At 40.3% G+C, this 21,148-nt stretch carries 20 protein-coding genes; 6 read left to right on the top strand and 14 right to left on the bottom strand.

Annotated elements, in window-relative coordinates:
• Positions 1 to 21 precede the first annotated feature (21 nt).
• The 5 genes from ilvN to typA all read right to left on the bottom strand — a co-directional run bounded on the left by ilvN (position 22) and on the right by typA (position 6,228).
• Complete coding sequence (gene ilvN, locus P6709_RS00210) at positions 22 to 534, bottom strand: acetolactate synthase small subunit (protein WP_278238872.1); 513 nt, start codon at positions 532 to 534, stop codon at positions 22 to 24.
• Positions 531 to 2,276, bottom strand: coding sequence for a biosynthetic-type acetolactate synthase large subunit (gene ilvB / locus P6709_RS00205; protein ID WP_278238871.1), 1,746 nt, complete (start codon positions 2,274 to 2,276; stop codon positions 531 to 533). The genes ilvN and ilvB overlap by 4 nt, the downstream gene beginning before the upstream one ends.
• A 380-nt stretch (positions 2,277 to 2,656) precedes the next feature.
• Positions 2,657 to 3,556: a branched-chain-amino-acid transaminase gene (gene ilvE, locus P6709_RS00200; RefSeq protein WP_278238870.1), complete on the bottom strand. Its 900-nt coding sequence runs from the start codon at positions 3,554 to 3,556 to the stop codon at positions 2,657 to 2,659.
• 495 nt (positions 3,557 to 4,051) lie between these two features.
• Entirely contained in the window at positions 4,052 to 4,363 is a 312-nt protein-coding gene (locus tag P6709_RS00195; protein ID WP_442905279.1) for a YlaH-like family protein, read from the bottom strand.
• A gap of 23 nt (positions 4,364 to 4,386) precedes the next feature.
• Positions 4,387 to 6,228 carry a translational GTPase TypA gene (gene typA, locus P6709_RS00190; RefSeq protein WP_278238869.1) on the bottom strand — a complete coding sequence of 614 codons (1,842 nt, stop codon included), beginning with the start codon at positions 6,226 to 6,228 and terminating at the stop codon, positions 4,387 to 4,389.
• Positions 6,229 to 6,337: 109 nt separating this feature from the next.
• On the opposite strand from typA, the gene P6709_RS00185 reads away from it, so the two are divergent.
• On the top strand, positions 6,338 to 6,529 hold the full coding sequence (locus tag P6709_RS00185; RefSeq protein ID WP_278238868.1) for a YlaF family protein: 192 nt from the start codon (positions 6,338 to 6,340) through the stop codon (positions 6,527 to 6,529).
• 19 nt (positions 6,530 to 6,548) lie between these two features.
• On the opposite strand, the gene P6709_RS00180 is transcribed toward P6709_RS00185, so the two are convergent.
• On the bottom strand, positions 6,549 to 7,349 hold the full coding sequence (locus P6709_RS00180) for an inositol monophosphatase family protein (protein WP_278238867.1): 801 nt from the start codon (positions 7,347 to 7,349) through the stop codon (positions 6,549 to 6,551).
• 148 nt (positions 7,350 to 7,497) lie between these two features.
• A complete protein-coding gene (locus tag P6709_RS00175) occupies positions 7,498 to 7,695 on the bottom strand; it encodes a hypothetical protein (protein WP_278238866.1) in 198 nt (65 codons plus the stop codon).
• A 257-nt stretch (positions 7,696 to 7,952) separates the two neighbouring features.
• Here P6709_RS00175 and P6709_RS00170 point away from each other — a divergent pair, with 257 nt between their 5' ends.
• Positions 7,953 to 8,588 carry a YktB family protein gene (locus tag P6709_RS00170; RefSeq protein ID WP_278238865.1) on the top strand — a complete coding sequence of 212 codons (636 nt, stop codon included), beginning with the start codon at positions 7,953 to 7,955 and terminating at the stop codon, positions 8,586 to 8,588.
• A gap of 199 nt (positions 8,589 to 8,787) precedes the next feature.
• On the opposite strand, the gene P6709_RS00165 is transcribed toward P6709_RS00170, so the two are convergent.
• Positions 8,788 to 9,063, bottom strand: coding sequence for a UPF0223 family protein (locus P6709_RS00165; protein ID WP_278238864.1), 276 nt, complete (start codon positions 9,061 to 9,063; stop codon positions 8,788 to 8,790).
• A 224-nt stretch (positions 9,064 to 9,287) separates the two neighbouring features.
• Here P6709_RS00165 and P6709_RS00160 point away from each other — a divergent pair, with 224 nt between their 5' ends.
• Positions 9,288 to 10,757 carry an aminotransferase class I/II-fold pyridoxal phosphate-dependent enzyme gene (locus tag P6709_RS00160; RefSeq protein WP_278239771.1) on the top strand — a complete coding sequence of 490 codons (1,470 nt, stop codon included), beginning with the start codon at positions 9,288 to 9,290 and terminating at the stop codon, positions 10,755 to 10,757.
• Positions 10,758 to 10,923: 166 nt separating this feature from the next.
• Here the strand turns inward: P6709_RS00160 and P6709_RS00155 are convergent, their stop codons facing one another.
• The 6 genes from P6709_RS00155 to P6709_RS00130 form a co-directional block, all read right to left on the bottom strand.
• On the bottom strand, positions 10,924 to 11,793 hold the full coding sequence (locus P6709_RS00155; protein WP_278238863.1) for a polysaccharide deacetylase family protein: 870 nt from the start codon (positions 11,791 to 11,793) through the stop codon (positions 10,924 to 10,926).
• A 123-nt stretch (positions 11,794 to 11,916) separates the two neighbouring features.
• Positions 11,917 to 13,326: a dihydrolipoyl dehydrogenase gene (gene lpdA, locus P6709_RS00150; protein ID WP_278238862.1), complete on the bottom strand. Its 1,410-nt coding sequence runs from the start codon at positions 13,324 to 13,326 to the stop codon at positions 11,917 to 11,919.
• 3 nt (positions 13,327 to 13,329) lie between these two features.
• Positions 13,330 to 14,700: a dihydrolipoamide acetyltransferase family protein gene (locus P6709_RS00145; protein ID WP_278238861.1), complete on the bottom strand. Its 1,371-nt coding sequence runs from the start codon at positions 14,698 to 14,700 to the stop codon at positions 13,330 to 13,332.
• Between the two features lie 77 nt (positions 14,701 to 14,777).
• On the bottom strand, positions 14,778 to 15,755 hold the full coding sequence (locus P6709_RS00140) for an alpha-ketoacid dehydrogenase subunit beta (RefSeq protein WP_041057177.1): 978 nt from the start codon (positions 15,753 to 15,755) through the stop codon (positions 14,778 to 14,780).
• 3 nt (positions 15,756 to 15,758) lie between these two features.
• A complete protein-coding gene (gene pdhA / locus P6709_RS00135; RefSeq protein WP_278238860.1) occupies positions 15,759 to 16,871 on the bottom strand; it encodes a pyruvate dehydrogenase (acetyl-transferring) E1 component subunit alpha in 1,113 nt (370 codons plus the stop codon).
• 529 nt (positions 16,872 to 17,400) lie between these two features.
• On the bottom strand, positions 17,401 to 18,042 hold the full coding sequence (locus P6709_RS00130; RefSeq protein ID WP_278238859.1) for a YkyA family protein: 642 nt from the start codon (positions 18,040 to 18,042) through the stop codon (positions 17,401 to 17,403).
• Positions 18,043 to 18,254: 212 nt separating this feature from the next.
• Here P6709_RS00130 and def point away from each other — a divergent pair, with 212 nt between their 5' ends.
• The 3 genes from def (at position 18,255) to rnjA (ending at position 21,090) form a co-directional block, all read left to right on the top strand.
• Complete coding sequence (gene def / locus P6709_RS00125) at positions 18,255 to 18,809, top strand: peptide deformylase (protein ID WP_278238858.1); 555 nt, start codon at positions 18,255 to 18,257, stop codon at positions 18,807 to 18,809.
• Between the two features lie 400 nt (positions 18,810 to 19,209).
• Positions 19,210 to 19,419, top strand: a complete 210-nt coding sequence (locus P6709_RS00120) for a DNA-dependent RNA polymerase subunit epsilon (protein WP_278238857.1) — start codon at positions 19,210 to 19,212, stop codon at positions 19,417 to 19,419.
• 3 nt (positions 19,420 to 19,422) lie between these two features.
• On the top strand, positions 19,423 to 21,090 hold the full coding sequence (gene rnjA / locus P6709_RS00115; protein ID WP_278238856.1) for a ribonuclease J1: 1,668 nt from the start codon (positions 19,423 to 19,425) through the stop codon (positions 21,088 to 21,090).
• Positions 21,091 to 21,148: the final 58 nt, after the last annotated feature.

Genomic DNA, 21,148 nt, shown 5'->3' with positions numbered 1-21,148 from the left:
TAAATTCCTCCTAATAGTGGTTTATAAGATTGACAGCTGCTGAGCTGGGGCTTTTTGCGTTTCCCTTACAAAAGCTGTTGCCCCTGTTCGTGTAAGTTCCTTAATTCCATATGGTTGTAATAAATCAATAAATGCTTCTATTTTTCCTGGATCGCCTGTTACTTGCACAGTAATGACATTCTTGCTCATATCAATCACTGTAGCCCTGAACGGTTCAATAATACTGTTGATTTCACTTCTGACTCCAGGTGGTGAAAGTACTTTAATCAGCGCAAGCTCTCTTGTTACAATTGCTTTGTCTGTGATGTCATTGACCTTCAGGACATCGATCTGCTTTTGCAATTGCTTGAGAAGCTGTTCGAGCTTGCGCTGGTCTTCTACATGAACAACAAATGTCATTTTAGAAATCCCGGCTTTTTCTGTATGACCGACAGTAATACTTTCAATATTAAACTGACGCTTCATTAAAAGTCCGGTTACTCTGTTTAATACACCACTTTGATTGATCACGGTTGTTGTGATTACACGTTTCATCCTTTCACCCCTATCATTTCATGAAGCCCTTTGCCGGGAGCTACCATCGGATAAACATTTTCCATTTGCTCCACTCTGCAGTCGATCAAAGCAGGTTTATTTGATGAGAAAACTTTTTTAAAAAGCTCGTCTGCATCGTGATAGTTATCGACCTTGTACCCTTCAATATCATATGCTTCTGCCAGCTTGACAAAATCAGGCTGTGAAGGCATCAGCGACTCAGAGTACCGCTTATCGTAAAAGGTTTCCTGCCATTGGCGCACCATACCTAGACATTGATTATTTAAGATGATGACTTTCACAGGCAGCTGGCTTTCCTGAAGCAGAGACAGTTCCTGCAGCGTCATTTGGAAGCCTCCGTCTCCGGTGAATGATACGACGGTTCCTTGCGGCTTTGCAATTTGGGCTCCTATTGCAGCCGGAAATCCAAATCCCATCGTTCCCAGTCCGCCTGAAGTAACCCAGTGGTCCGGATGATTAAAACGGTAGAATTGAGCGGCCCACATCTGATGCTGGCCGACATCCGTTGTTACAATTGCGTCTCCATTGGTATGCTTATGCACCAATTCAATAACTTCCTGCGGCAGCATTTTTTTTGAAGCATTGGAGTAGACAAGCGGATACTCAGCTTTTGACTTCATTAAACCAGCCATCCATGGTTCGATGGAGAGCTTATTGATTTCAAGTTTCAGCAGTGAATGCAGCGCTTCTTTTGCATCTGCTACAATTGGAATATCCGTTTCAACGTTTTTTCCAATTTCAGCAGGGTCAATATCAATATGAACCACTTGGGCATTTGGCGCAAAATGTTCGAGATTTCCTGTCAGACGGTCATCGAATCTGGCTCCGATATTAATCAACAGATCCGTTTCGCATATTGCCATATTCGCTGTAAATGTGCCATGCATGCCTGCCATACCAAGGAATTGAGGATGATCTCCAGGGATGCATCCGAGACCCAGAAGTGTGTTAGTTACGGGAACTCCTGTTTTCTCAACAAATTTCACAAATTCCTCTGAAGCTTTGCCGTGAAGGACACCTGCTCCAGCTAAAATCAATGGCTTTTGCGCCTTTTGCAAAGCTTGGGCGACTTTTTGAATCTGAAGAAAATTTGGTGATGTCGTCGGCTGGTAACCAGGCAAATTTAATTCAGTTGCTTTGATTTCAGCTGATGTAAAAACAGCATTCGATATGTCCTTAGGAATGTCCACTAAAACGGGACCTGGTCTTCCTGTAGAAGCGATATGAAAAGCTTCATGAATGATTCTTGGCAGATCTTCCACTCTTTTCACCTGGTAATTATGTTTCGTGATTGGCTGTGTGATCCCGACAATGTCTGCTTCCTGGAATGCATCTGTTCCAATTACGGCACTTGCCACCTGTCCGGTAAATACAACCAGAGGAAGCGAGTCCATCATCGCATCCGCTATGCCTGTAACCAGGTTTGTAGCTCCCGGTCCGGAAGTAGCAATGACTACACCTGTCTTTCCTGATACTCTTGAGTACCCTTCAGCTGCATGAATGGCACCCTGTTCGTGTCTTGCAAGGATATGAGGAATTGGATTTTTATAAAGGGCATCATAGATGGGAAGAACCGCGCCTCCCGGATATCCGAAAATCATTTCCACCCCTTCATTTTGAAGAGATTGAATAAAAACATCTGATCCTTGAAGTGTGGCTTTTGGAAGTTCCCCACCTATGGACTGTGCTTCTTCCTGCTTTAAATTTACATTTACGCTCATTTTTAGCGCCTCCTTTATTAAATTCAGTGACGTATGGACAAAATGGCGTTGAACAAAAGAAAAAGCCTTTTTCAGCCCATACAAAAAGAATGCCTTTTGTATAGGGATGAAAAGACTTTTCATGGTACCACCCTATTTCGCAGCGCTTGCTGCCTCTTGAACAGAATCTCTGTTCATTGATAACGAACATACACGGTATGTCCGGGAGACACCTACTAGAGATGACGTTCAGTGCTCCACTCCGAGGGGATGTCGTCAACAGCAGCAATACCGGCTTCCAGCGTGACCGGCTCTCTGTGATTGCAGATGCTGTTAACTTTTGCCTCATCAATGATTTAACCATTTTCACTTTAACCTATGAACGTATTAACGTATTTATGTTATCCTGCATTTAATTCCGAGTTATGAACTTTAACCCCGTCTTTTACGACGAGATCTCTAAAGCTTTGAAGCAATTCATTTGTGATTTTACCCGGGACGCCTTCTCCAATGGATCTGCCATCAACTTTAACCACTGCAATGACCTCAGCTGCCGTTCCGGTCAGGAATACCTCATCTGCTACATAGACATCATGTCTGGTAAATACTGCTTCCTCCATGGTGTATCCTTTTTCTCTTGCCATTTCGATAATCGCATTTCGGGTAATCCCTTCCAGAGCGCCAACATAGCCAGGCGGTGTCAAAATTTTCTTATCGCGTATTATAAATATATTATCTGCCGAACCTTCTGCAACATAGCCCTGATCATTTAACATTAGTGCTTCAGGAACTCCAGCAAGCCCAGCTTCGATTTTTACTAAGATATTATTCAAATAATTCAGTGATTTCACTTTAGGACTCAGAACATCGGAGCGATTTCTCCTGCTGGCTACTGTGACTATTTCGATCCCGCTGTCGTACAGCTCCTTGGGAAACAGTGACAGGGATTCGGCAATAACAATTACGTTAGGAACCTTGCAGGAAAAAGGATCTAAACCGAGATTTCCTATCCCTCTTGAAACAACTAATCTAATATAGGCATTTGATAAATTATTCTTTCGTAAAGTTTGAAGAACAATTTCCGTCATTTCCTCTTTCGTATAAGGGATCTCGAGTAAAATCGATTTGGCTGAATCATATAATCGGACCAAATGTTCATCTAAGCGGAAGACGTTATCATTATAAGAACGAATGCCCTCGAACACCCCATCTCCGTATAAAAAACCATGATCATAAACAGATACTTTTGCATTTTCTTTTGTTACATATTCGCCATTTAAAAAGATCAATTGTTCACTCACCTAATCACTCCTTCCCCGTGACCTTATTACGTGTTGTATAAGGTGATGTACTTGAATTGTTGACAATCATAACTCGGATAAAACAAGGCGTCAACCTGAAAAAGTTGAATTATTAGATAAATTTGAATATTTAATTAAATTGTATGCGTTTACATATCCGGTAAATCAACGTTTATAAAATTGAAAAATTTATTTATCTTCCGCAGCTGTGTGAGAACAAAAAAAGAGGAATTGGGAGAAAAACGAAGGTGGCTTAACGAAAAGGAATAATTCGCATTTGGTAATAAGCAGATATTTCCCTTTGCTGGCAGAACAAATTTAACCGGCTGGAATTTACTTTACATGTTCCTGCTTCCTCCTGCTCACTTCCTGCATAATGACCAACTAAGGGTGAGCAGTGAAAACGAAAAACTCTACAAAAAAAGAATGTCCGCATGTATAAAATCATGCAGACATTCTTTTTTAATTTTGTAATAACACCCTGTCTCTGACCTGTTAAATGGTTCCTTTTGCCTGTTCTCTGCGCAAACGGATTTTATAGATAATCAGGATCAGAGCCGCGATAATCAACCCTTCTGTAATGGGAAGAAAAATGGCCAGGAACGTTAAAACCGTACATCCAAGGATTAAGAAGATGTAAATCACAGCTGATTTTAATAAGGGAAGCTTTTTAGCAAAACCCAGTTTATAAACTAAAATCGAAAGAGCAATAATAGTGAAATAAAGAAACCACATGCCCATTTCTGGATTGACATCTACACGGTACAAAGCAGGAAAGAAAGATAATCTGTCTTCCACATTCACCATGCAAAATCACTCCTGTCAGTGTATTAGTTTACTTCAGCTGTTTTTTTCTTTTTCTGTGCACGTTCACGTTCACTCTTATCAAGAATTTTCTTGCGAAGTCTGATGGACTCCGGTGTAATTTCACACAGCTCATCATCATTTAAATACTCAAGAGATTCTTCAAGCGTCATGATGCGCGGCTTTTTCAGTGTAGTTGTTTGTTCTTTATTGGCAGAACGAATATTATTTGCCGCTTTTACTTTCGTTACGTTAACAGTCAAATCGTTGTCACGTGTATGCTGCCCAACAATCATTCCCTCGTAGACATCAGTACCCGGTTCAACAAAAATGGTACCGCGGTCTTCAACACCTAGGATGGCATACTGTGAAGCCTGACCCTTATCCATAGAAACAAGAACGCCTTCACGTCTTCCGCCCACTCGGCCGGTCTGCATTGGCTGATAGGAATCAAATGAGTGATTGATAATTCCGTAGCCGCGTGTAAGCGTCAGAAATTCTGTAGTATAGCCGATAAGACCACGTGCAGGGATCATAAATGCGAGGCGCACCTGTCCATTGCCATTGTTGATCATATCGAGCATTTCGCCTTTACGCTCACCCATGGATTCTATAACTGATCCAACATATTCTTCTGGAATGTCAATTTGAACTCGTTCAACAGGCTCACTCCGAACTCCGTCTACATCACGGACAATAACTTCCGGTTTTGAAACCTGCAGTTCAAACCCTTCACGTCTCATATTCTCGATTAAAATAGAAAGGTGAAGCTCTCCGCGGCCTGATACTACCCAAGCATCAGGAGAATCTGTGTTTTCAACTCGAAGACTGACATCCGTTTCAAGCTGCGCACGAAGACGCTCTTCGATCTTTCTTGACGTGACATATTTACCTTCACGACCGGCAAACGGGCTGTTATTTACAAGAAACGTCATTTGAAGAGTTGGTTCGTCAATCCGCAGGACCGGCAATGCTTCCTGATGCTCTACCGGACATACCGTCTCTCCAACATTAATGTCTTCCATTCCGGAAACCGCAATTAAGTCACCTGCATTCGCTTTTTGAATCTCTTCACGCTTAAGTCCAAAGAAACCAAAAATCTTTGTTACTCTGAAGTTCTTTACTTTCCCATCAAGCTTCATTAAGGAAACCTGCTGACCCACTTCCATTGTCCCTCTGAAAACACGTCCGATTCCGATACGTCCTACATAATCATTGTAATCAAGAAGTGCAATCTGGAATTGCAAAGGGTCTTCGCTGTTATCGACTGGAGCAGGAATATTCTCAACAATAGACTCATACAGAGATTCCATTGTTTCATCCTGCTTTTCAGGATTCAAGCTTGCCGTTCCATTGATAGCGGAAGCATAAACAACAGGGAATTCAAGCTGATCTTCGTTAGCATCAAGCTCGATGAACAAGTTTAATACTTCATCAATTACTCCTTCAGGACGAGCTGCATCGCGGTCAATTTTGTTGACAACTACGATAGGCGTCAAATTTTGCTCAAGTGCTTTTTTCAATACAAAACGGGTTTGCGGCATACAGCCTTCATATGCATCTACAACTAAAAGAACTCCGTCCACCATTTTCATGATACGCTCAACTTCACCGCCAAAGTCGGCATGTCCAGGTGTATCTAGAATATTGATGCGTGTATCTTTGTATTGAACCGCAGTATTTTTAGCCAAAATGGTAATACCGCGTTCTCTTTCCAGGTCATTTGAATCCATTGCACGCTCTTCTACATGTTCGTTTGAACGGAAGATCCCCGATTGTTTTAACAATTGGTCCACAAGTGTTGTTTTACCGTGGTCAACGTGAGCGATAATTGCAATATTTCTAAGATCTTGTCTTAATTTTGTCATTATTTCACTCCTGAATGCTTTTCCAAGCTTTATTAACTGTACTATTATATCATATAAGGTGGAAATACAAAAATTAATTCTGTAAAATGATTGTTGGGAGGCGCTGCACATGAAAAAAACGAACGGAATCTTTGTACTATATGCACTTGCTGCTGTACTTGCAATGTCCGGGGTAGGAATTGCAGTTGGAGAAAGAAGCATAATCTGGGCCATTGTATCCATTATAGCTTTAATAGCAGTATTTGGAATGGGCTTTAAAACAAAGAAAAAACATAGAGAATTAGAAATGGAAAAGCACTGAGCAAATACTCAGTGCTTTTTTAGAGTTTGCCTTTTAAGTACTCCGTATAGATTTCTTCGTGCACAGAAGGATTTCCGGCAAATAAAGAATCTTTTTCTATCAGGGTATGAGGCTGGTTATACAGATTTGTAACGACTCCCCCTACCTCTTCAATAATAATTTTCCCACCGGCAATGTCCCAGGGTGAGAGTCTCATCGTTAAATATCCATCTAACCTGCCGCATGCCACATAAGCAAGCTCAAGAGCCGCTGAGCCATAAGACCTTGTTCCTCTGGCTTTGTGGACAAGTGCTCCAAAAACTTCGTAAGGCACCCTGCTATGCTGTGTTACCCACGTTGCATTAATCGCCAGGATAGCTTCAGACAGTCTGGCAGGCTTTAAGGGGGGAATTGGTGTATCATTCAGATATGCCCCTTTTCCCGAGTGCGCATGGTACAGTTCGTCTGCTACTACATCGTATATGTATCCCAGCATCCCTGTCCCGTTATGATAAATCCCGACCGAGATCGCGAAATTTCTTTGCTGATGAACAAAATTCATGGTTCCGTCGATGGGATCTACAATCCATACGACTCCTTCAAGTGAAGAAAGTGTATCTCCATAGCCTTCTTCACCTATTATCTTATGACTGGAATCAAACTGGTGTACTTGTTTAACAAAATACTGTTCGATTTCTTTGTCCATATTTGTCACTAAATCGTTGGCATCACTTTTTGTTTCTATATTTAATGAGCTGGAGAAAGATTTTCTAATGGTGCTGCCAGCTTCATAAATTAATTTTTTGGCAAATTCATCCACTTCATTCCATTGTATCGCCATAAAATCCCTCCTTCAAAAATCAGTTTCCTTGTAAACAGCCTATCTTACCGAGTTCTTAATCGCAAGAAATAAACACACAAAACTAAGACGAATGCTCTTTAAATTTAGAGCATTCGTCTTAGTTTTGTCTGCGGGTCTTTAGTGGTTGTCAGATGCCGCCTGTAAGATCAAGGAGATCCTGGCGAATTACGACAAGCTTTTCCTTAGATGATGTAATCACTTGATCGTTCTTTTCCTCCATGGCTTCAAAAAGCACGGCCAGTTCATAATCCAATTCCATGCGCAAAACGGCCATTTTCTCCGATTTGAGATCTCTTTTTCTAGTAACTTGGATGACCTGTTTCATCTTCTTGCACCCCTCACCTTAACCGTTTCGACGGCTTTTTCATAATTAGTTGTTGTTTCTGGTTACTCCATTCTATGCGGTATGAATCAGTTTATTCTCAGGAAAGAATTATGCTACAATAACGTAAAGCTGATTCCTTACCAATAACTGAAATTTCTTATTAGTATTATAGCCTAAATATTCTTTGTTCAAACGATGAGTAATTTTTTTTTGCCTACCCCCTTCAGCTAAGATTTTAGAAATTAAGGAGTGATACAATGCCGGCGGTTTTTGAAAAGCAGGATTTTGATGTATTTAAACTGGATGGTCTCGAAACGAGAATGTCCGAGATCCAATCACGCATACAACCGAAATTTGAAATGCTTGGACAGGAATTAGTTCCATTTTTATCTGAGCATGTAAACGAAGAAATGCATCTTCATATAGCCAGACATGCCAGAAGAACGATTAACCCGCCTATTGATACTTGGATGGCGATCTCTTCAAGTAAAAGAGGGTACAAAAAACTGCCGCACTTTCAAGTTGGGCTTTGGGATGATCATTTATTTGTGTGGCTCGCTTTTATTTACGAACTGCCAAATAAGTCGAACATAGCTGATTCTTTTCTTACAGAATTCGATGATGTGATTAGCACTTTCCCAGAAGATGGATGGATTTCAACCGATCATATGAAAAAAGAAGGCAAGCAAATCAGGGAAATGAATGATGGCGATTTTATGAGAGTGCTCGAGCGATTTAAAAATGTAAAAAAAGCTGAATTTCTTGTAGGGAAACGCTTCCTTCCTACTGATCATGTTATTCAGAATAAGGAAGAATTATTAAAAGAAATTAAGCAGATTTATGTAAAGCTTCTTCCGCTCTACAAACATGGAATTCAAGTACAAAGCAGTTAGCTTAAAAAGTTCCTTATTATTTATTATTCCATTGCAATAAAAAGAGGGTGAGACAAAATTGTCTCACCCTCTTTGAACGGTTTTACTGTCGCGGACATTTTCACCAAGGACTCCCGGCTTAGCCCTATGATGTCTTAAACAGCCTTCTCAGTTAATCTTTAATTATCAATTTGCAAGAAATTAATTTGAATTAAATGGTTTATGACTTTAAAGAAATGTTTTCGAGTTCATCTGCAGCTTTAGCTTTTTTTACTGCCTGATAAATGGAGTAGCCGCTGGATTCTTTAAACTCTTTATCGATCGTTTTTTCCTCTGACTTACTTGGAACAATTTCTTTAAACCGTTTATAGGCATTCATGAAATCATTTCTTTTAACATTTGATTCATAGGTTTTTTCAACGATTTCATAAAACTTCATGACATCAATAATTTCCTCTGTACTCCAGTCTATAGACAGTGGATATTGAAACTCCATTCTATCACCTGCTTTTCTTATATTCCTCTTTATTGTACAGAAACAAATAAAACATTTAAATACCTAACCGACTGCTGTTTAATGATTTTCATTCTGTTCTGTAAATGCTATAATTTTTTTTGATATCATTAAATATATACTAAACCCTTAATGAGGTGGAATAGACATTGTCAGAAATACCAGCAAATTCAGCTACACTAGATGTTTTACGGTCGTCAGGAAAATTGACGCAGCATGATACACCATTATTCACCGGTCTAAAAAAGCACAGCGCCGCTAAGCCTGTACAGTTTCATATACCAGGCCATAAAAAAGGAACGGGTATGGATCCTGAGTTTAGAGAATTCATAGGAGAAAATATTCTTTCCATCGACTTAATTAATATTGCGCCTCTGGACGATCTCCACCAGCCCAGGAGCTTGATTAAAGATGCTCAGGACCTGGCTGCAAAAGCGTTTGGCGCTGATTACACTTTTTTCTCGGTTCAAGGAACAAGCGGTGCCATTATGACGATGGTTATGAGCGTTTGCGGACCTGGAGATAAAATTATTGTACCTCGGAATGTTCATAAATCAGTCATGTCTGCCATTGTATTTTGTGGTGCAATCCCAATCTTTATTCACCCTGAAGTGGATAAAGAGCTTGGAATCTCCCATGGGATAACGCCGGATTCCGTTTCATCTGCATTGCAGCTGCATCCGGATGCCAAGGGAGTACTAGTGATTAACCCGACTTATTTCGGTGTAGCAGCTGATTTAAAAAGCATTGTGAAGATCTCTCATTCATATGACGTACCTGTTTTGGTAGATGAAGCACATGGGGTTCACATTCATTTCCATGACAGACTTCCTGTTTCCGCCATGCAGGCAGGAGCTGACATGGCAGCTACCAGTGTCCATAAACTCGGAGGTTCCATGACACAGAGCTCTATTTTAAATGTAAGAGAAGGACTTGTTTCGGCAAAAAGAGTTCAAACCATCTTAAGTATGCTTACCACAACCTCAACCTCCTACCCTTTGCTGGCATCATTAGATGTCGCAAGAAAACGGCTGGCTACGGAGGGAAAGCAATTAATTGAAAAAACGATCACTCTTGCTGAAAAAATACGGACTGAGCTTAAGGAAGTTGAACTAATTAGTTGCGTAGGAGCTGAAATTGTAGGCACAAAAGCCACTTTTGATTTTGATCCTACTAAAATTATCATTTCAGTTAAAGAGCTTGGAATTACCGGATATCATGCTGAAAAATGGCTAAGGGAAACATACAATATTGAAGTGGAGCTTTCAGATTTGTATAATATTCTTTGCATCATTACGCCGGGCGACACCATCAAAGAGGCAAATATCTTGATAGAAGCCATTCAGTCACTATCTAAGACCTTCAGGCATGATGACAGCTTTGTATCGCCGCATGTAATGCTGCCGGATATCCCTCTCCTAGCACTTTCTCCACGGGAAGCATTCTATTCTGAAACAGAGCTTTTGCCCATTGATCAGACGGTCGGAAGAATTTGCGCAGAATTTATTATGGTATATCCCCCAGGTATTCCAATCTTTATACCAGGAGAAATTATTACAAAAGATAACTTAACGTATATACACGAAAATATTGAAGCAGGTCTTCCCGTTCAAGGGCCGGAAGATGAGTCTCTTCAATACTTGCGGGTAATTAAAGAACATCGTGCAATTCAATAGTTCCAAACTAAAAAAGAGGCCTATGCAGGCCTCTTTTTTATCCCATTTTTATTCATGACGGTCATTTTGCCGATCTGCAAATCCCCAGCACTTACTCCCATCCCCATAGGATTGAAAGCGCTTCCTTTATTATATTATAACAAATGGAAGCAGATTTCAATACTTATTATTCAACCTCTGTTCCTTTAATCGCTGCCGGATCTAAAATTTCATACCCTTTTTCTCTCAAGCCTTCCACAATTGCAGGAAGCGCTTCATTAGTCCAGCTTCTGTCATGCATCAGAAGGTTTGCACCGTTTGAGAGGTATTCTGTATTAACCATAATATCACTTAAGCTGGCAGCATTTTGGTAATCCGCTTCCCAATCGTATCCATATGTCCAATTCATAAGCAGCATCCCTTCCTCTATTGCTACTTGTTTAGAGAAATCGGTGTTAGCGCCAAAAGGAGCTCTGAAATACTTAGGCCGCTCTCCAATAATTTCTTCTACACGATCACTGAGAGAAACAATTTCCTCCCGCTGCTCCTCTTCACTGATATCTCGAAGATTTGGGTGAGAATATGTATGGTTTCCTATTGGAAAGCCCATTTCATGAATCTCTTTCAGCATTTCTTCTTCTTCCGGGGTGTCAAGAAAATGACCATTCACGAAAAAGATTGCTTTTGCATCAAGCTCTTTTAATGTATTAGCCATTTGGACTGCGTGTTGATCAGGAGCATCATCAATAGTAAGCAGTGCGACTTGTGGATTTGCTTCACCGATAGGCTGAACTGCCCAATTCACATCATTCAATTCGTAAAGTTTTTCCACTCTTTCTTCCTCCTGAACAGTTTCTGATTCCTCATCTTGTTCAGCATCTTCTGCAGTTTCCTCAGCCTCAGTGGTATCTTCAGAAGTTTGATTTTGGTTCTCCTCTTCCGATTCACCTTCTGTCATAGTCTCAACCGTTTCTTCTTCCAAAGCTGTGCTGTTTTCCGTTGAACATGCAGATAGTAGTAATAAGCTCGTTAATCCAATTGCTGCTGTGTGCTTCATTTATTCCTCACCCTTCAAAATAGATCACTTTATTTTATCATAGTTAACTAAATATGTAATGTTTTGGGACTAATCCTTTAAAAAAAGATAGCCCCCTGGACTTTTCCAGAGGGCAGATTATCCTTATTTTACAATGTGAATTGGTGTGCCAAGAGCAACTTCAGCAGCTTCCATTGTAATTTCCCCTAAAGTTGGGTGAGCATGGATGGTCATTGCCACATCTTCAGCAGTCATTCCTGCTTCAATTGCAAGACCAAGTTCTGCTACAATGTCAGAAGCACCATTACCGGCAATTTGGGCACCGATAATTAATCCATCTTCTTTACGAGTAACGATTTTCACAAAACCTTCAGATTGATTAAGAGCCAGCGCACGTCCGTTAGCTGCAAAAGGAAATTTCGCTGCAGTTACTTCTATGCCTTCCTCTTTAGCTTGTCCTTCAGAATACCCTACAGTTGCAAGTTCAGGATCTGTAAAGCAAACAGCTGGAATGGCCATGTAATCAACCTCAGATTTTTCACCGGAAATGACTTCTGCAGCCACTTTTCCCTCATAAGATGCTTTATGAGCCAACGGCGGTCCATCTACAATATCACCAATTGCATAAATATTGCTCACACTTGTGCGGCATTGCTTATCTGTTTTAACGATTCCGCGGTCAGTCATTTCAATACCCACCTGCTCTAAGCCAATTTCGTCCGTATTTGGACGACGGCCTACAGTTACAAGCACGTATTCTGCCTCAACCTTCACTTCTTCACCTTTAGCTTCATAAGTGACAGTTACGCCATTATCTGATTCTTCAACGCCTTTTGCCATTGCTTTTGTAATGACATTAACGCCTTTTTTCTTAAGGCCTTTTTTGACGATGCTTGTCATTTGCTTTTCAAATCCGCCAAGAATATCGTCAGCACCTTCAAGAATTGTAACTTCAGTACCCATATTGGCATAAGCTGTGCTTAATTCTGTACCAATATATCCTCCGCCAATAACAACAAGGCTTTTAGGGACTTCACTTAGTGCAAGTGCTCCTGTAGAATCAAGCACTCTTTTTGAAAATTTAAATGACGGTATTTCAATTGGTCTTGAACCGGTCGCAAGAATCGCATTTTTAAACTTGTACGTTTGAGCAGAGTTATCATCCATAACACGGATTGTTTCTCCATCAACAAAGTAAGCTTCGCCGCGAACAATTTCAACTTTGTTACCTTTTAGAAGACCTTCAACACCGCCTGTTAATTTTTTCACGACGCCAGCTTTCCATTCCTGAGCTTTTTCGAAATTCAGCTTAACGTTCTCAGCTACAATTCCCATATCGTCAGAATGCTGTGCCTGTTCGTAGCGGTGTCCAATCGTAATCATTGCTTTTGAAGGAATACAGCCGACATTTAAACAAACCCCGCCCATATACTCTTTTTCAACGATTGTTACTTTTTGTCCAAGCTGTGCTGCACGAATTGCTGCGACATATCCTCCTGGACCTGATCCAATGACAAGTGTGTCTGTTTCAATTGGGAAATCTCCAACTACCATGGTTTACGCCTCCATTAGTAAAAGTTCTGGATCGTTCAATAAACGTTTAATTAGGTTTAATGCATTTTGAGCTGTAGCACCATCAATAATACGGTGGTCAAAGCTCAATGATAATGCTAACACAGGAGCTGCTACAATTTCACCATTTTTTACTACAGGCTTTTCAGCGATGCGGCCGATTCCAAGAATGGCTACTTCAGGATGGTTAATAACAGGTGTGAACCATTGACCTCCTGCAGATCCGATGTTTGTGATAGTGCATGAAGCACCTTTCATTTCATTTCCTGAAAGCTTGCCGTCGCGGGCTTTTGTAGCAAGTTCATTAATTTGATCAGAAATGCTGAAGATTGATTTACGGTCAGCTTCTTTAACGACTGGTACAACAAGACCTTTTTCAGTATCAGCAGCGATTCCGATGTTGTAATAATGTTTTTGAATAATTTCCTGCGCTTCGTCATCAATTGAAGTGTTAAGAGCCGGGAATTCACGAAGTGCCGCTACAAGTGCTTTTACAACGTATGGCAGGAATGTAAGTTTGATATTTCTTTCCATTGCAACTTCTTTAAATTGCTTACGGTGAGCTACCAGCTTAGTTACATCAATTTCATCCATTAATGTAACATGCGGTGCAGTCTGCTTAGAGTTAACCATAGCTTTTGCAATCGCTTTTCTCATTCCGCTCATTTTCTCGCGCGTTTCCGGATATTGACCTTCAGGAACTTGCTGCTTAGCAGGTGCTTTTTCTTCTTTAGCTTCAGAGTGAGACTGAGTTTCTTCTTGTGAAGAAGCAGCAGGCTTTTCTTCAGCACTGTCCCCGCTCAAGTATGCTTCAATGTCTTCTTTACTGATGCGCCCGTTCTTACCGGAACCCGATACATAACGGATATCAACATCTTTATCTCTTGCGAATTTGCGCACAGAAGGCATCGCAATGATGCGGCGTTCAGGATCTACTTCAGGCTGAGATGATGAGTCAGGCTTTACATCATCAGTTGATTCTTCCTGCACAGATTCAGAAGCACTTTCTTCTTTTTGTTCAGCAGGTTTATCTTGTGACTCTTCTTTTGACTGTTCTTTAGTCTCTTCTTTTTTCTCATCGTCACTGTCAGAGCCTTTAAATTTCAAGTTTTCATAACCTGGAGCATCAAATTTAATAAGCGTGTCGCCTACAACTGCTACTGCCCCTTCTTCAACAAGAATTTCTTCGACTGTACCTGCTACTGGAGAAGGAATTTCAACGACTGCTTTATCGTTTTGAACTTCACAAAGTACGTCGTCTTCTTCAACTTTGTCACCCTTGCTAATAAACCATTTAACAATTTCACCTTCGTGAATACCTTCACCAATATCCGGTAACTTAAATTCAAATGACAATGTTTTCACCCTCCTGGAAATCTATATTTTCTAAAATAATTTGAAACAGAGAATATTCTCTGTTTCAGTTTTAAAAATTAAAATTCAAGTACTTTTTTCGCTGTAGCAATAACATCTTTTGAATTCGGGAGCCATACAGACTCAGCTTGGGAAAATGGGAATACAGTGTCTGCAGCAGTAACACGCAATACAGGAGCTTCAAGGCTTAAGATTGCGCGGTCATTTATTTCAGCAACAACACTTGCAGCGATTCCTGCCTGCTTCTGAGCTTCCTGTACAACGATTGCGCGATTTGTTTTTTCAACAGATGCAATAATCGTTTCAATGTCAATAGGCTGTATCGTACGCAAGTCAATTACTTCAACAGAGTATCCGTCTTTTTCAAGTGCTTCTGCAGCTTTTAATGACTCATGAACCATTGCTCCGTAAGTTATAATGGAGAGATCTGTTCCCTCACGTTTAACATCTGCTTTTCCAAGTTCAATTGTATAATCTTCCTCCGGCACTTCTTCACGGAAAGAACGGTACAATTTCATGTGCTCAAGAAAGATAACAGGGTCATTGTCACGAATGGATGCAATCAGCAGGCCTTTTGCGTCTTTTGGTGTTGAAGGAATCACTACCTTCAGACCCGGCTGTTGGGCCATCAAACCTTCAAGGCTGTCTGCATGAAGCTCCGGCGTGTGAACACCACCCCCAAAAGGAGAACGAATCGTAATTGGAGAAGAATATTTTCCGCCGCTCCGGTATCTCATACGGGCCATTTGACCGCTGACTGAATCCATTACTTCGAAAACAAAACCAAAGAATTGAATTTCAGGAACTGGACGGTATCCTTCAAGTGCAAGACCGATCGCCAGACCGCCTATACCTGATTCTGCTAAAGGAGTATCGAACACGCGATCTTCGCCGTATTCTTTTTGAAGTCCTTCAGTCGCACGGAAAACCCCGCCATTTAAACCTACGTCCTCACCAAAGACAAGTACGTTTTCATCGTTTTTCATCTCTGTGCGAAGAGCGTCAGTGATTGCTTGAATCATTGTCATTTGCGCCATGGCTTACTTCGACTCCTTCTCTTTGTAGATTTCATACTGTTCTTGCAGATTGCTCGGCATTTCTTCGTACATATTTTCCATCAGATCAGTCACCTTTTGTTTAGGTGTATCATCTGCTACTTTAATCGCTTCTTTAATTTCTTCTTTGGCTTTCTCGATTGATTCATTTTCTTTTTCTTCGTTCCAAAGATTTTTATCTTCAAGGAATTTTCTAAAACGAACCAATGGGTCTTTCTTTTCCCACTCTGTATCCATCTCATCTGTACGGTAACGTGTTGGATCGTCACCTGCCATTGTATGAGGTCCATAGCGGTAGCAAAGCGTTTCAATCAGTGTAGGTCCTTCTCCGTTAACAGCACGGTCGCGCGCGTCTTTCGTTGCTGCATAAACTGCAAGAGGGTCCATTCCATCTACCAGGATCCCCGGGATACCTGCAGAAACTGCTTTTTGAGCGATGGTTTTTCCTGCCGTTTGCTTATCTCTTGGTGTAGAAATCGCAAACTGGTTATTTTGAACAACAAAGATTGCAGGTGCTGAATAAGCTCCGGCAAAATTGATGCCTTCATAGAAATCTCCTTGGGAAGACCCGCCATCACCTGTGTATGTAATGGCAACAGCTTTTTTACCGCGTTTTTTCAGGCCAAGTGCAATACCTGCAGTTTGCACGTACTGTGCACCAATGATGATTTGAGGAGGCAATACATTAACGCCTTCAGGAGATTTATTTCCTAAGTAATGTCCACGTGAGAAAAGGAAAGCCTGAGAAAGCGGTAAGCCATGCCAGATAATTTGTGGAACATCACGATAGCCAGGAACGACCCAGTCTTCTTTTTCAAGTGCAAAATGTGAAGCGATCTGAGATGCTTCCTGTCCTGCTGTCGGGGCATAAAAACCAAGACGTCCCTGACGGTTAAGTGAAATAGACCGCTGATCCAGGATTCTTGTATAAACCATGCGATGCATTAACTCCTGAAGATCCTCGTCACTGATATCAGGCATTGCATCTTCATTTACAACATTTCCTTCTTGATCTAGAATTTGAAACATTTCGAAATGCTCTTCAATTTTACTCAGTGTTTTCACTGCGTCAAATTGTGCTGTTTTGTTTGAAGCCATTACATCCACCTATCCTTCCATATTTAAATTTAAGGAAATCTCCCTTAATTCAAAAATACATATACTTTTTATTTTTCCACAAAAATGCCGGGAAAAAACATAAAAGTGTATATTTTATTTGCTGTATCAATTTTATCATAGATCCTAATGATACAATCTTTCGTACCTGCTTAGTTTACAATATTAAAAACCTTTGAGTCAATAAGAACGAATTAAGCTTTATAGAGGAGCGTAATTTTCTTTGCTTAATTATTCGCCTGCTCTGGCTCCAGTTAACATCATGACTTATAAAACCCGCTTCAAAAGATCTTATTTAAACACTTAGCATCTTCACGCCTGAGACAGAGTTGATGAAAATAATTGATAAAAATGCGATCGTTTTTCCAAGCAAAAATGATCCATTACATTATCCTTTTAAATAACCTGTATCATAAAATATGTTTTATCTGTACTAATTTAAAATCAATTTGTACTTCTGTTATAGGTTAAACCTTATTTATTTAACCAACAAAAAAAAGCAGGGGGATCCCTACTCTTCTTCAATCATGCTGTAATATTCGCTCTTCAGTGAATTGTATTCATCTGTTAAACCGTTAAATCCCTCATTCGTTTCTGTAATCTCGTTGTACTGAGAATTCACCTTTTCAATCTGTCCTTCCAGGTCTTCCAGTTCAAGTTCCTGATCTTTAAGCATTGTATACAATTCACGATCGTACTCTATGCCTTCAGAGTATTGTTCAACAAGATTTCCATGAAGTTCATACCGTTCTGTCATAACGGAAACCATCTCTTCGACATGAGTTTGAAGATTTTCATCTTCGATATCCTGCACGTATTCTTCAATTGCCATAAATTCTTCTTCAGCTTCCTGCATTGATGCTGCTTCTACTGAAAGCTGCTCTTCACGCTGGTCCAGGTTTTCCAAAGCTTCATCAGCCAATGTTTCAACTTCTTCAAACTCTTCCATGCCCAAACCCATGATCTTATTAAACAACTCCTGCTCTTCCTGCTCGAGTTTTTTTAGAGGCTCTTGAGAATCAACATATTCCTGTTCTTTTTCCACAGTTGAATCTAATGCTTCACTAATATCTTCTTCCGGTGAACCTCCAAACACACAACCCGCCAGGAAAAGAGAAGAAAATACCGTTCCTGTTAAAATAGTTTTCTTCACGATCTATGTACCCCCTTGAGATATTGACAATTATTATAATATAGGGGATTAAATCAATACGCAATGATTTTCATAACTCTTTCATTTTAAACCCACTGTATTATTCTATTACCGCCTATTTTTTTCTTTAGAAAACTTTGATATGATTACTCTAATTGCTTTTCATTAAGATAAACGGCATATGATAAGTTTAAAATCAGGAGGATTTTTAAATGATTAAAATGGAAGATATAATTCGGGATGGCCACCCGGCTTTACGTGAAGTAGCTAAGGAAGTTTCACTCCCTCCTTCTAGTGAAGATAAAAAAATCTTATCTGATCTGCTGCAATATGTGACCAATAGCCAGAACCCAGAAATTGCACAAAAATACGGACTAAGACCGGGTATTGGCATTGCAGCACCGCAAATTAATATTTCCAAAAGAATGTTTGCTGTTCACCTCGAAGACGGCAAGGGAAACCTGCATAGCTATGCGTTATTTAACCCGAAAATTGTCAGTCATTCTGTGGAAAAGTCTTATTTAACGTCAGGGGAAGGCTGTTTATCAGTAGATCGAAATATTCCTGGATACGTTCACCGCTATTCGCGTGTAACCGTAACAGGGTTGGATCTAGAGGGTTCCCCTGTTAAATTGCGGCTTAAAGGCTTAGCGGCAATTGCCGTTCAGCATGAAATCGATCATTTAAATGGAATTATGTTTTATGACCATATAAACCTCAAAGATCCTTACAACGAACCTGGCGGGTCTATTCCGCTTGAGAGATAAGCGTTTCCCCGCATACACATATTGATATTTAAATATCTGTATACACCCTGTGTGCTGACCCTACATTTCTTATGGCTATCATGCGGTAAAGGTGATTGATGTCAAGAGGCTGTTCTTTACATAACGCCTCAAAACGAGTATGATAGTAATAAGGAGTGATCCGCAATGTTGAAGAAGCTGAGAAAAAAGCTTGCACGACAGTGGAGAGACATGCTGCGTAAAAAGACTATTGCCTAGGCCCCTGTAAAGCCCTTCATATTCAGGAGGGCTGTTCTTTATGTTAGGGGTTTTTGATATAAAAATACAGAATTTTGCTAATAACAGTGAATAAATGAGCAAAAGCTAAGGACAAGTTGTCCCAGGCGTTAAATAAGTTTTATTAGTTGAAGGAGAGATTGAGATGATTTACAAAGTGTATTATCAGGAAAGTGCAACAGAGGTACCGGTAAGAGAAAAAACGAAAACACTCTTTTTAGAAGCTGATTCGGAAATGGACGTTCGGCTGAAACTGAAAGATCGAAGCTATAACATCGAAATGGTTCAAAAATTAGAGGGCAAATACTTAGAGTACGAACAAAATCATGAAAACTATAAGCTGGAGCAGATTTAACAAATGAAGTTTGTAAAAAATGACCAGACCGCAGTGTTTGCCCTCGGCGGCATGGGAGAAATCGGAAAAAATACGTACGGTGTTCAGTTTCAAGATGAAATTATTTTAATCGATGCAGGAATTAAATTTCCGGAAGATGAACTTTTAGGAATTGACTATGTGATTCCTGATTATACCTATCTGGAAAAAAACGCTGATAAAATAAAGGGTCTTTTCATCACTCATGGTCATGAGGATCACATTGGAGGAATCCCTTATCTTCTAAGACAGATAAACATTCCTGTTTATGGTGGAAAACTGGCTCTTGGTTTGCTGAAAAATAAGCTTGAGGAGCATGGTTTACTGCGAAACGCAAAACTCCATCCGATTGGTGAAGATGATGTTATTAAGTTCCGTAAAACAGCCGTCAGCTTCTTCAGAACTACACACAGTATCCCTGATTCTTACGGAGTCGTAGTTAAAACCCCTCCTGGCAATATTGTTCATACAGGTGATTTTAAGTTTGATTTTACTCCTGTAGGTGAACCAGCTAACCTGACTAAAATGGCGGAAATAGGTAAAGAAGGAGTGCTTGCGCTTCTATCAGACAGCACGAATAGTGAAGTGCCTAATTTTACTATGTCAGAACGCAAAGTCGGGGAAAGCATTGAGGATATATTCCGAAAAGTCAGTGGCAGAATTATCTTTGCCACTTTTGCATCAAATATCTACAGACTGCAGCAGGTAACCGAAGCGGCAGTAAAATATGGCAGGAAAGTTGCGGTTTTTGGCCGCAGCATGGACAATGCTATATCGATCGGTCATGAACTCGGTTATATCAGTGCACCTAAAGATACATTTATTGATGCTCATACCTTGAACAGGCTGCCCGCAGACAAAGTTGTAATCCTTTGTACAGGAAGCCAGGGCGAGCCGATGGCTGCTCTGTCCCGAATCGCCAACAGCACCCATCGTCAGATTCAAATCATCCCTGGGGACACAGTTGTGTTTTCATCTTCACCGATTCCAGGCAATACGATTAGTGTTAACCGTACAATTAATTTGCTTTATCGCGCCGGTGCAGATGTCATCCATGGTCCATTAAGTGATATTCATACTTCCGGACACGGCTCACAGGAAGAACAAAAGCTGATGATCCGTTTAATTCAGCCGAAGTTTTTTGTTCCAATTCACGGTGAATACAGAATGCAAAAAACGCATGTGACACTTGCTGTAGATTGTGACGTACCAGAAGAAAATTGTTTTGTCATGGACAATGGTGATGTATTGGCATTAAGCAGTGACCAGGCCAACGTTGCAGGCAAAATTACATCCGGCTCTGTCTATATCGACGGTAGCGGGATCGGCGATATAGGAAATATTGTTTTAAGAGATAGAAGACTTTTATCAGAAGAAGGTTTAGTGGTTGTTGTAGTAAGCATAAACATGAAAGACCACCGAATCTCTTCAGGACCTGATCTGATCTCGAGAGGCTTTGTTTATATGAGGGAATCCGGTGAATTAATTCATCAGGCACAATCACTTATTCACAAACATCTGAATAAGGTATTATCCAGAAAAACCACTCAATGGTCTGAAATTAAAAATGAAATCACGGACACGCTTGAACCATTTCTTTATGAGAAAACAAAACGCCGCCCGATGATTTTACCAATCATAATGGAAGTTTAAAATCTAAAAAAGCTGCTGTTCATTTTATAAAATGAACAGCAGCTTTTTATTTATAATG

This window comes from Jeotgalibacillus sp. ET6 (assembly GCF_029667115.1).
Lineage (GTDB): Bacteria > Bacillota > Bacilli > Bacillales > Jeotgalibacillaceae > Jeotgalibacillus.
The sequence above is the reverse complement of the archived record's forward strand: the minus strand, read 5'-3'. Positions and strand labels throughout refer to the sequence as shown.

What these genes read in the sequence shown, in the direction of transcription:
- ilvB (WP_278238871.1), bottom strand. Translation starts at nt 2,276, where the DNA reads ATGAGCGTAAATGTAAATTTAAAGCAGGAAGAAGCACAGTCCATAGGT.
- P6709_RS00170 (WP_278238865.1), top strand. Translation starts at nt 7,953, where the DNA reads ATGCCGGCGGTTTTTGAAAAGCAGGATTTTGATGTATTTAAACTGGAT.
- P6709_RS00165 (WP_278238864.1), bottom strand. Translation starts at nt 9,063, where the DNA reads ATGGAGTTTCAATATCCACTGTCTATAGACTGGAGTACAGAGGAAATT.
- P6709_RS00120 (WP_278238857.1), top strand. Translation starts at nt 19,210, where the DNA reads ATGATTTACAAAGTGTATTATCAGGAAAGTGCAACAGAGGTACCGGTA.
- rnjA (WP_278238856.1), top strand. Translation starts at nt 19,423, where the DNA reads ATGAAGTTTGTAAAAAATGACCAGACCGCAGTGTTTGCCCTCGGCGGC.
- pdhA (WP_278238860.1), bottom strand. Translation starts at nt 16,871, where the DNA reads ATGGCTTCAAACAAAACAGCACAATTTGACGCAGTGAAAACACTGAGT.
- def (WP_278238858.1), top strand. Translation starts at nt 18,255, where the DNA reads ATGATTAAAATGGAAGATATAATTCGGGATGGCCACCCGGCTTTACGT.
- lpdA (WP_278238862.1), bottom strand. Translation starts at nt 13,326, where the DNA reads ATGGTAGTTGGAGATTTCCCAATTGAAACAGACACACTTGTCATTGGA.
- P6709_RS00180 (WP_278238867.1), bottom strand. Translation starts at nt 7,349, where the DNA reads ATGGCGATACAATGGAATGAAGTGGATGAATTTGCCAAAAAATTAATT.
- P6709_RS00175 (WP_278238866.1), bottom strand. Translation starts at nt 7,695, where the DNA reads ATGAAACAGGTCATCCAAGTTACTAGAAAAAGAGATCTCAAATCGGAG.
- ilvN (WP_278238872.1), bottom strand. Translation starts at nt 534, where the DNA reads ATGAAACGTGTAATCACAACAACCGTGATCAATCAAAGTGGTGTATTA.
- typA (WP_278238869.1), bottom strand. Translation starts at nt 6,228, where the DNA reads ATGACAAAATTAAGACAAGATCTTAGAAATATTGCAATTATCGCTCAC.
- P6709_RS00195 (WP_442905279.1), bottom strand. Translation starts at nt 4,363, where the DNA reads ATGGTGAATGTGGAAGACAGATTATCTTTCTTTCCTGCTTTGTACCGT.
- P6709_RS00140 (WP_041057177.1), bottom strand. Translation starts at nt 15,755, where the DNA reads ATGGCGCAAATGACAATGATTCAAGCAATCACTGACGCTCTTCGCACA.
- P6709_RS00185 (WP_278238868.1), top strand. Translation starts at nt 6,338, where the DNA reads ATGAAAAAAACGAACGGAATCTTTGTACTATATGCACTTGCTGCTGTA.
- P6709_RS00155 (WP_278238863.1), bottom strand. Translation starts at nt 11,793, where the DNA reads ATGAAGCACACAGCAGCAATTGGATTAACGAGCTTATTACTACTATCT.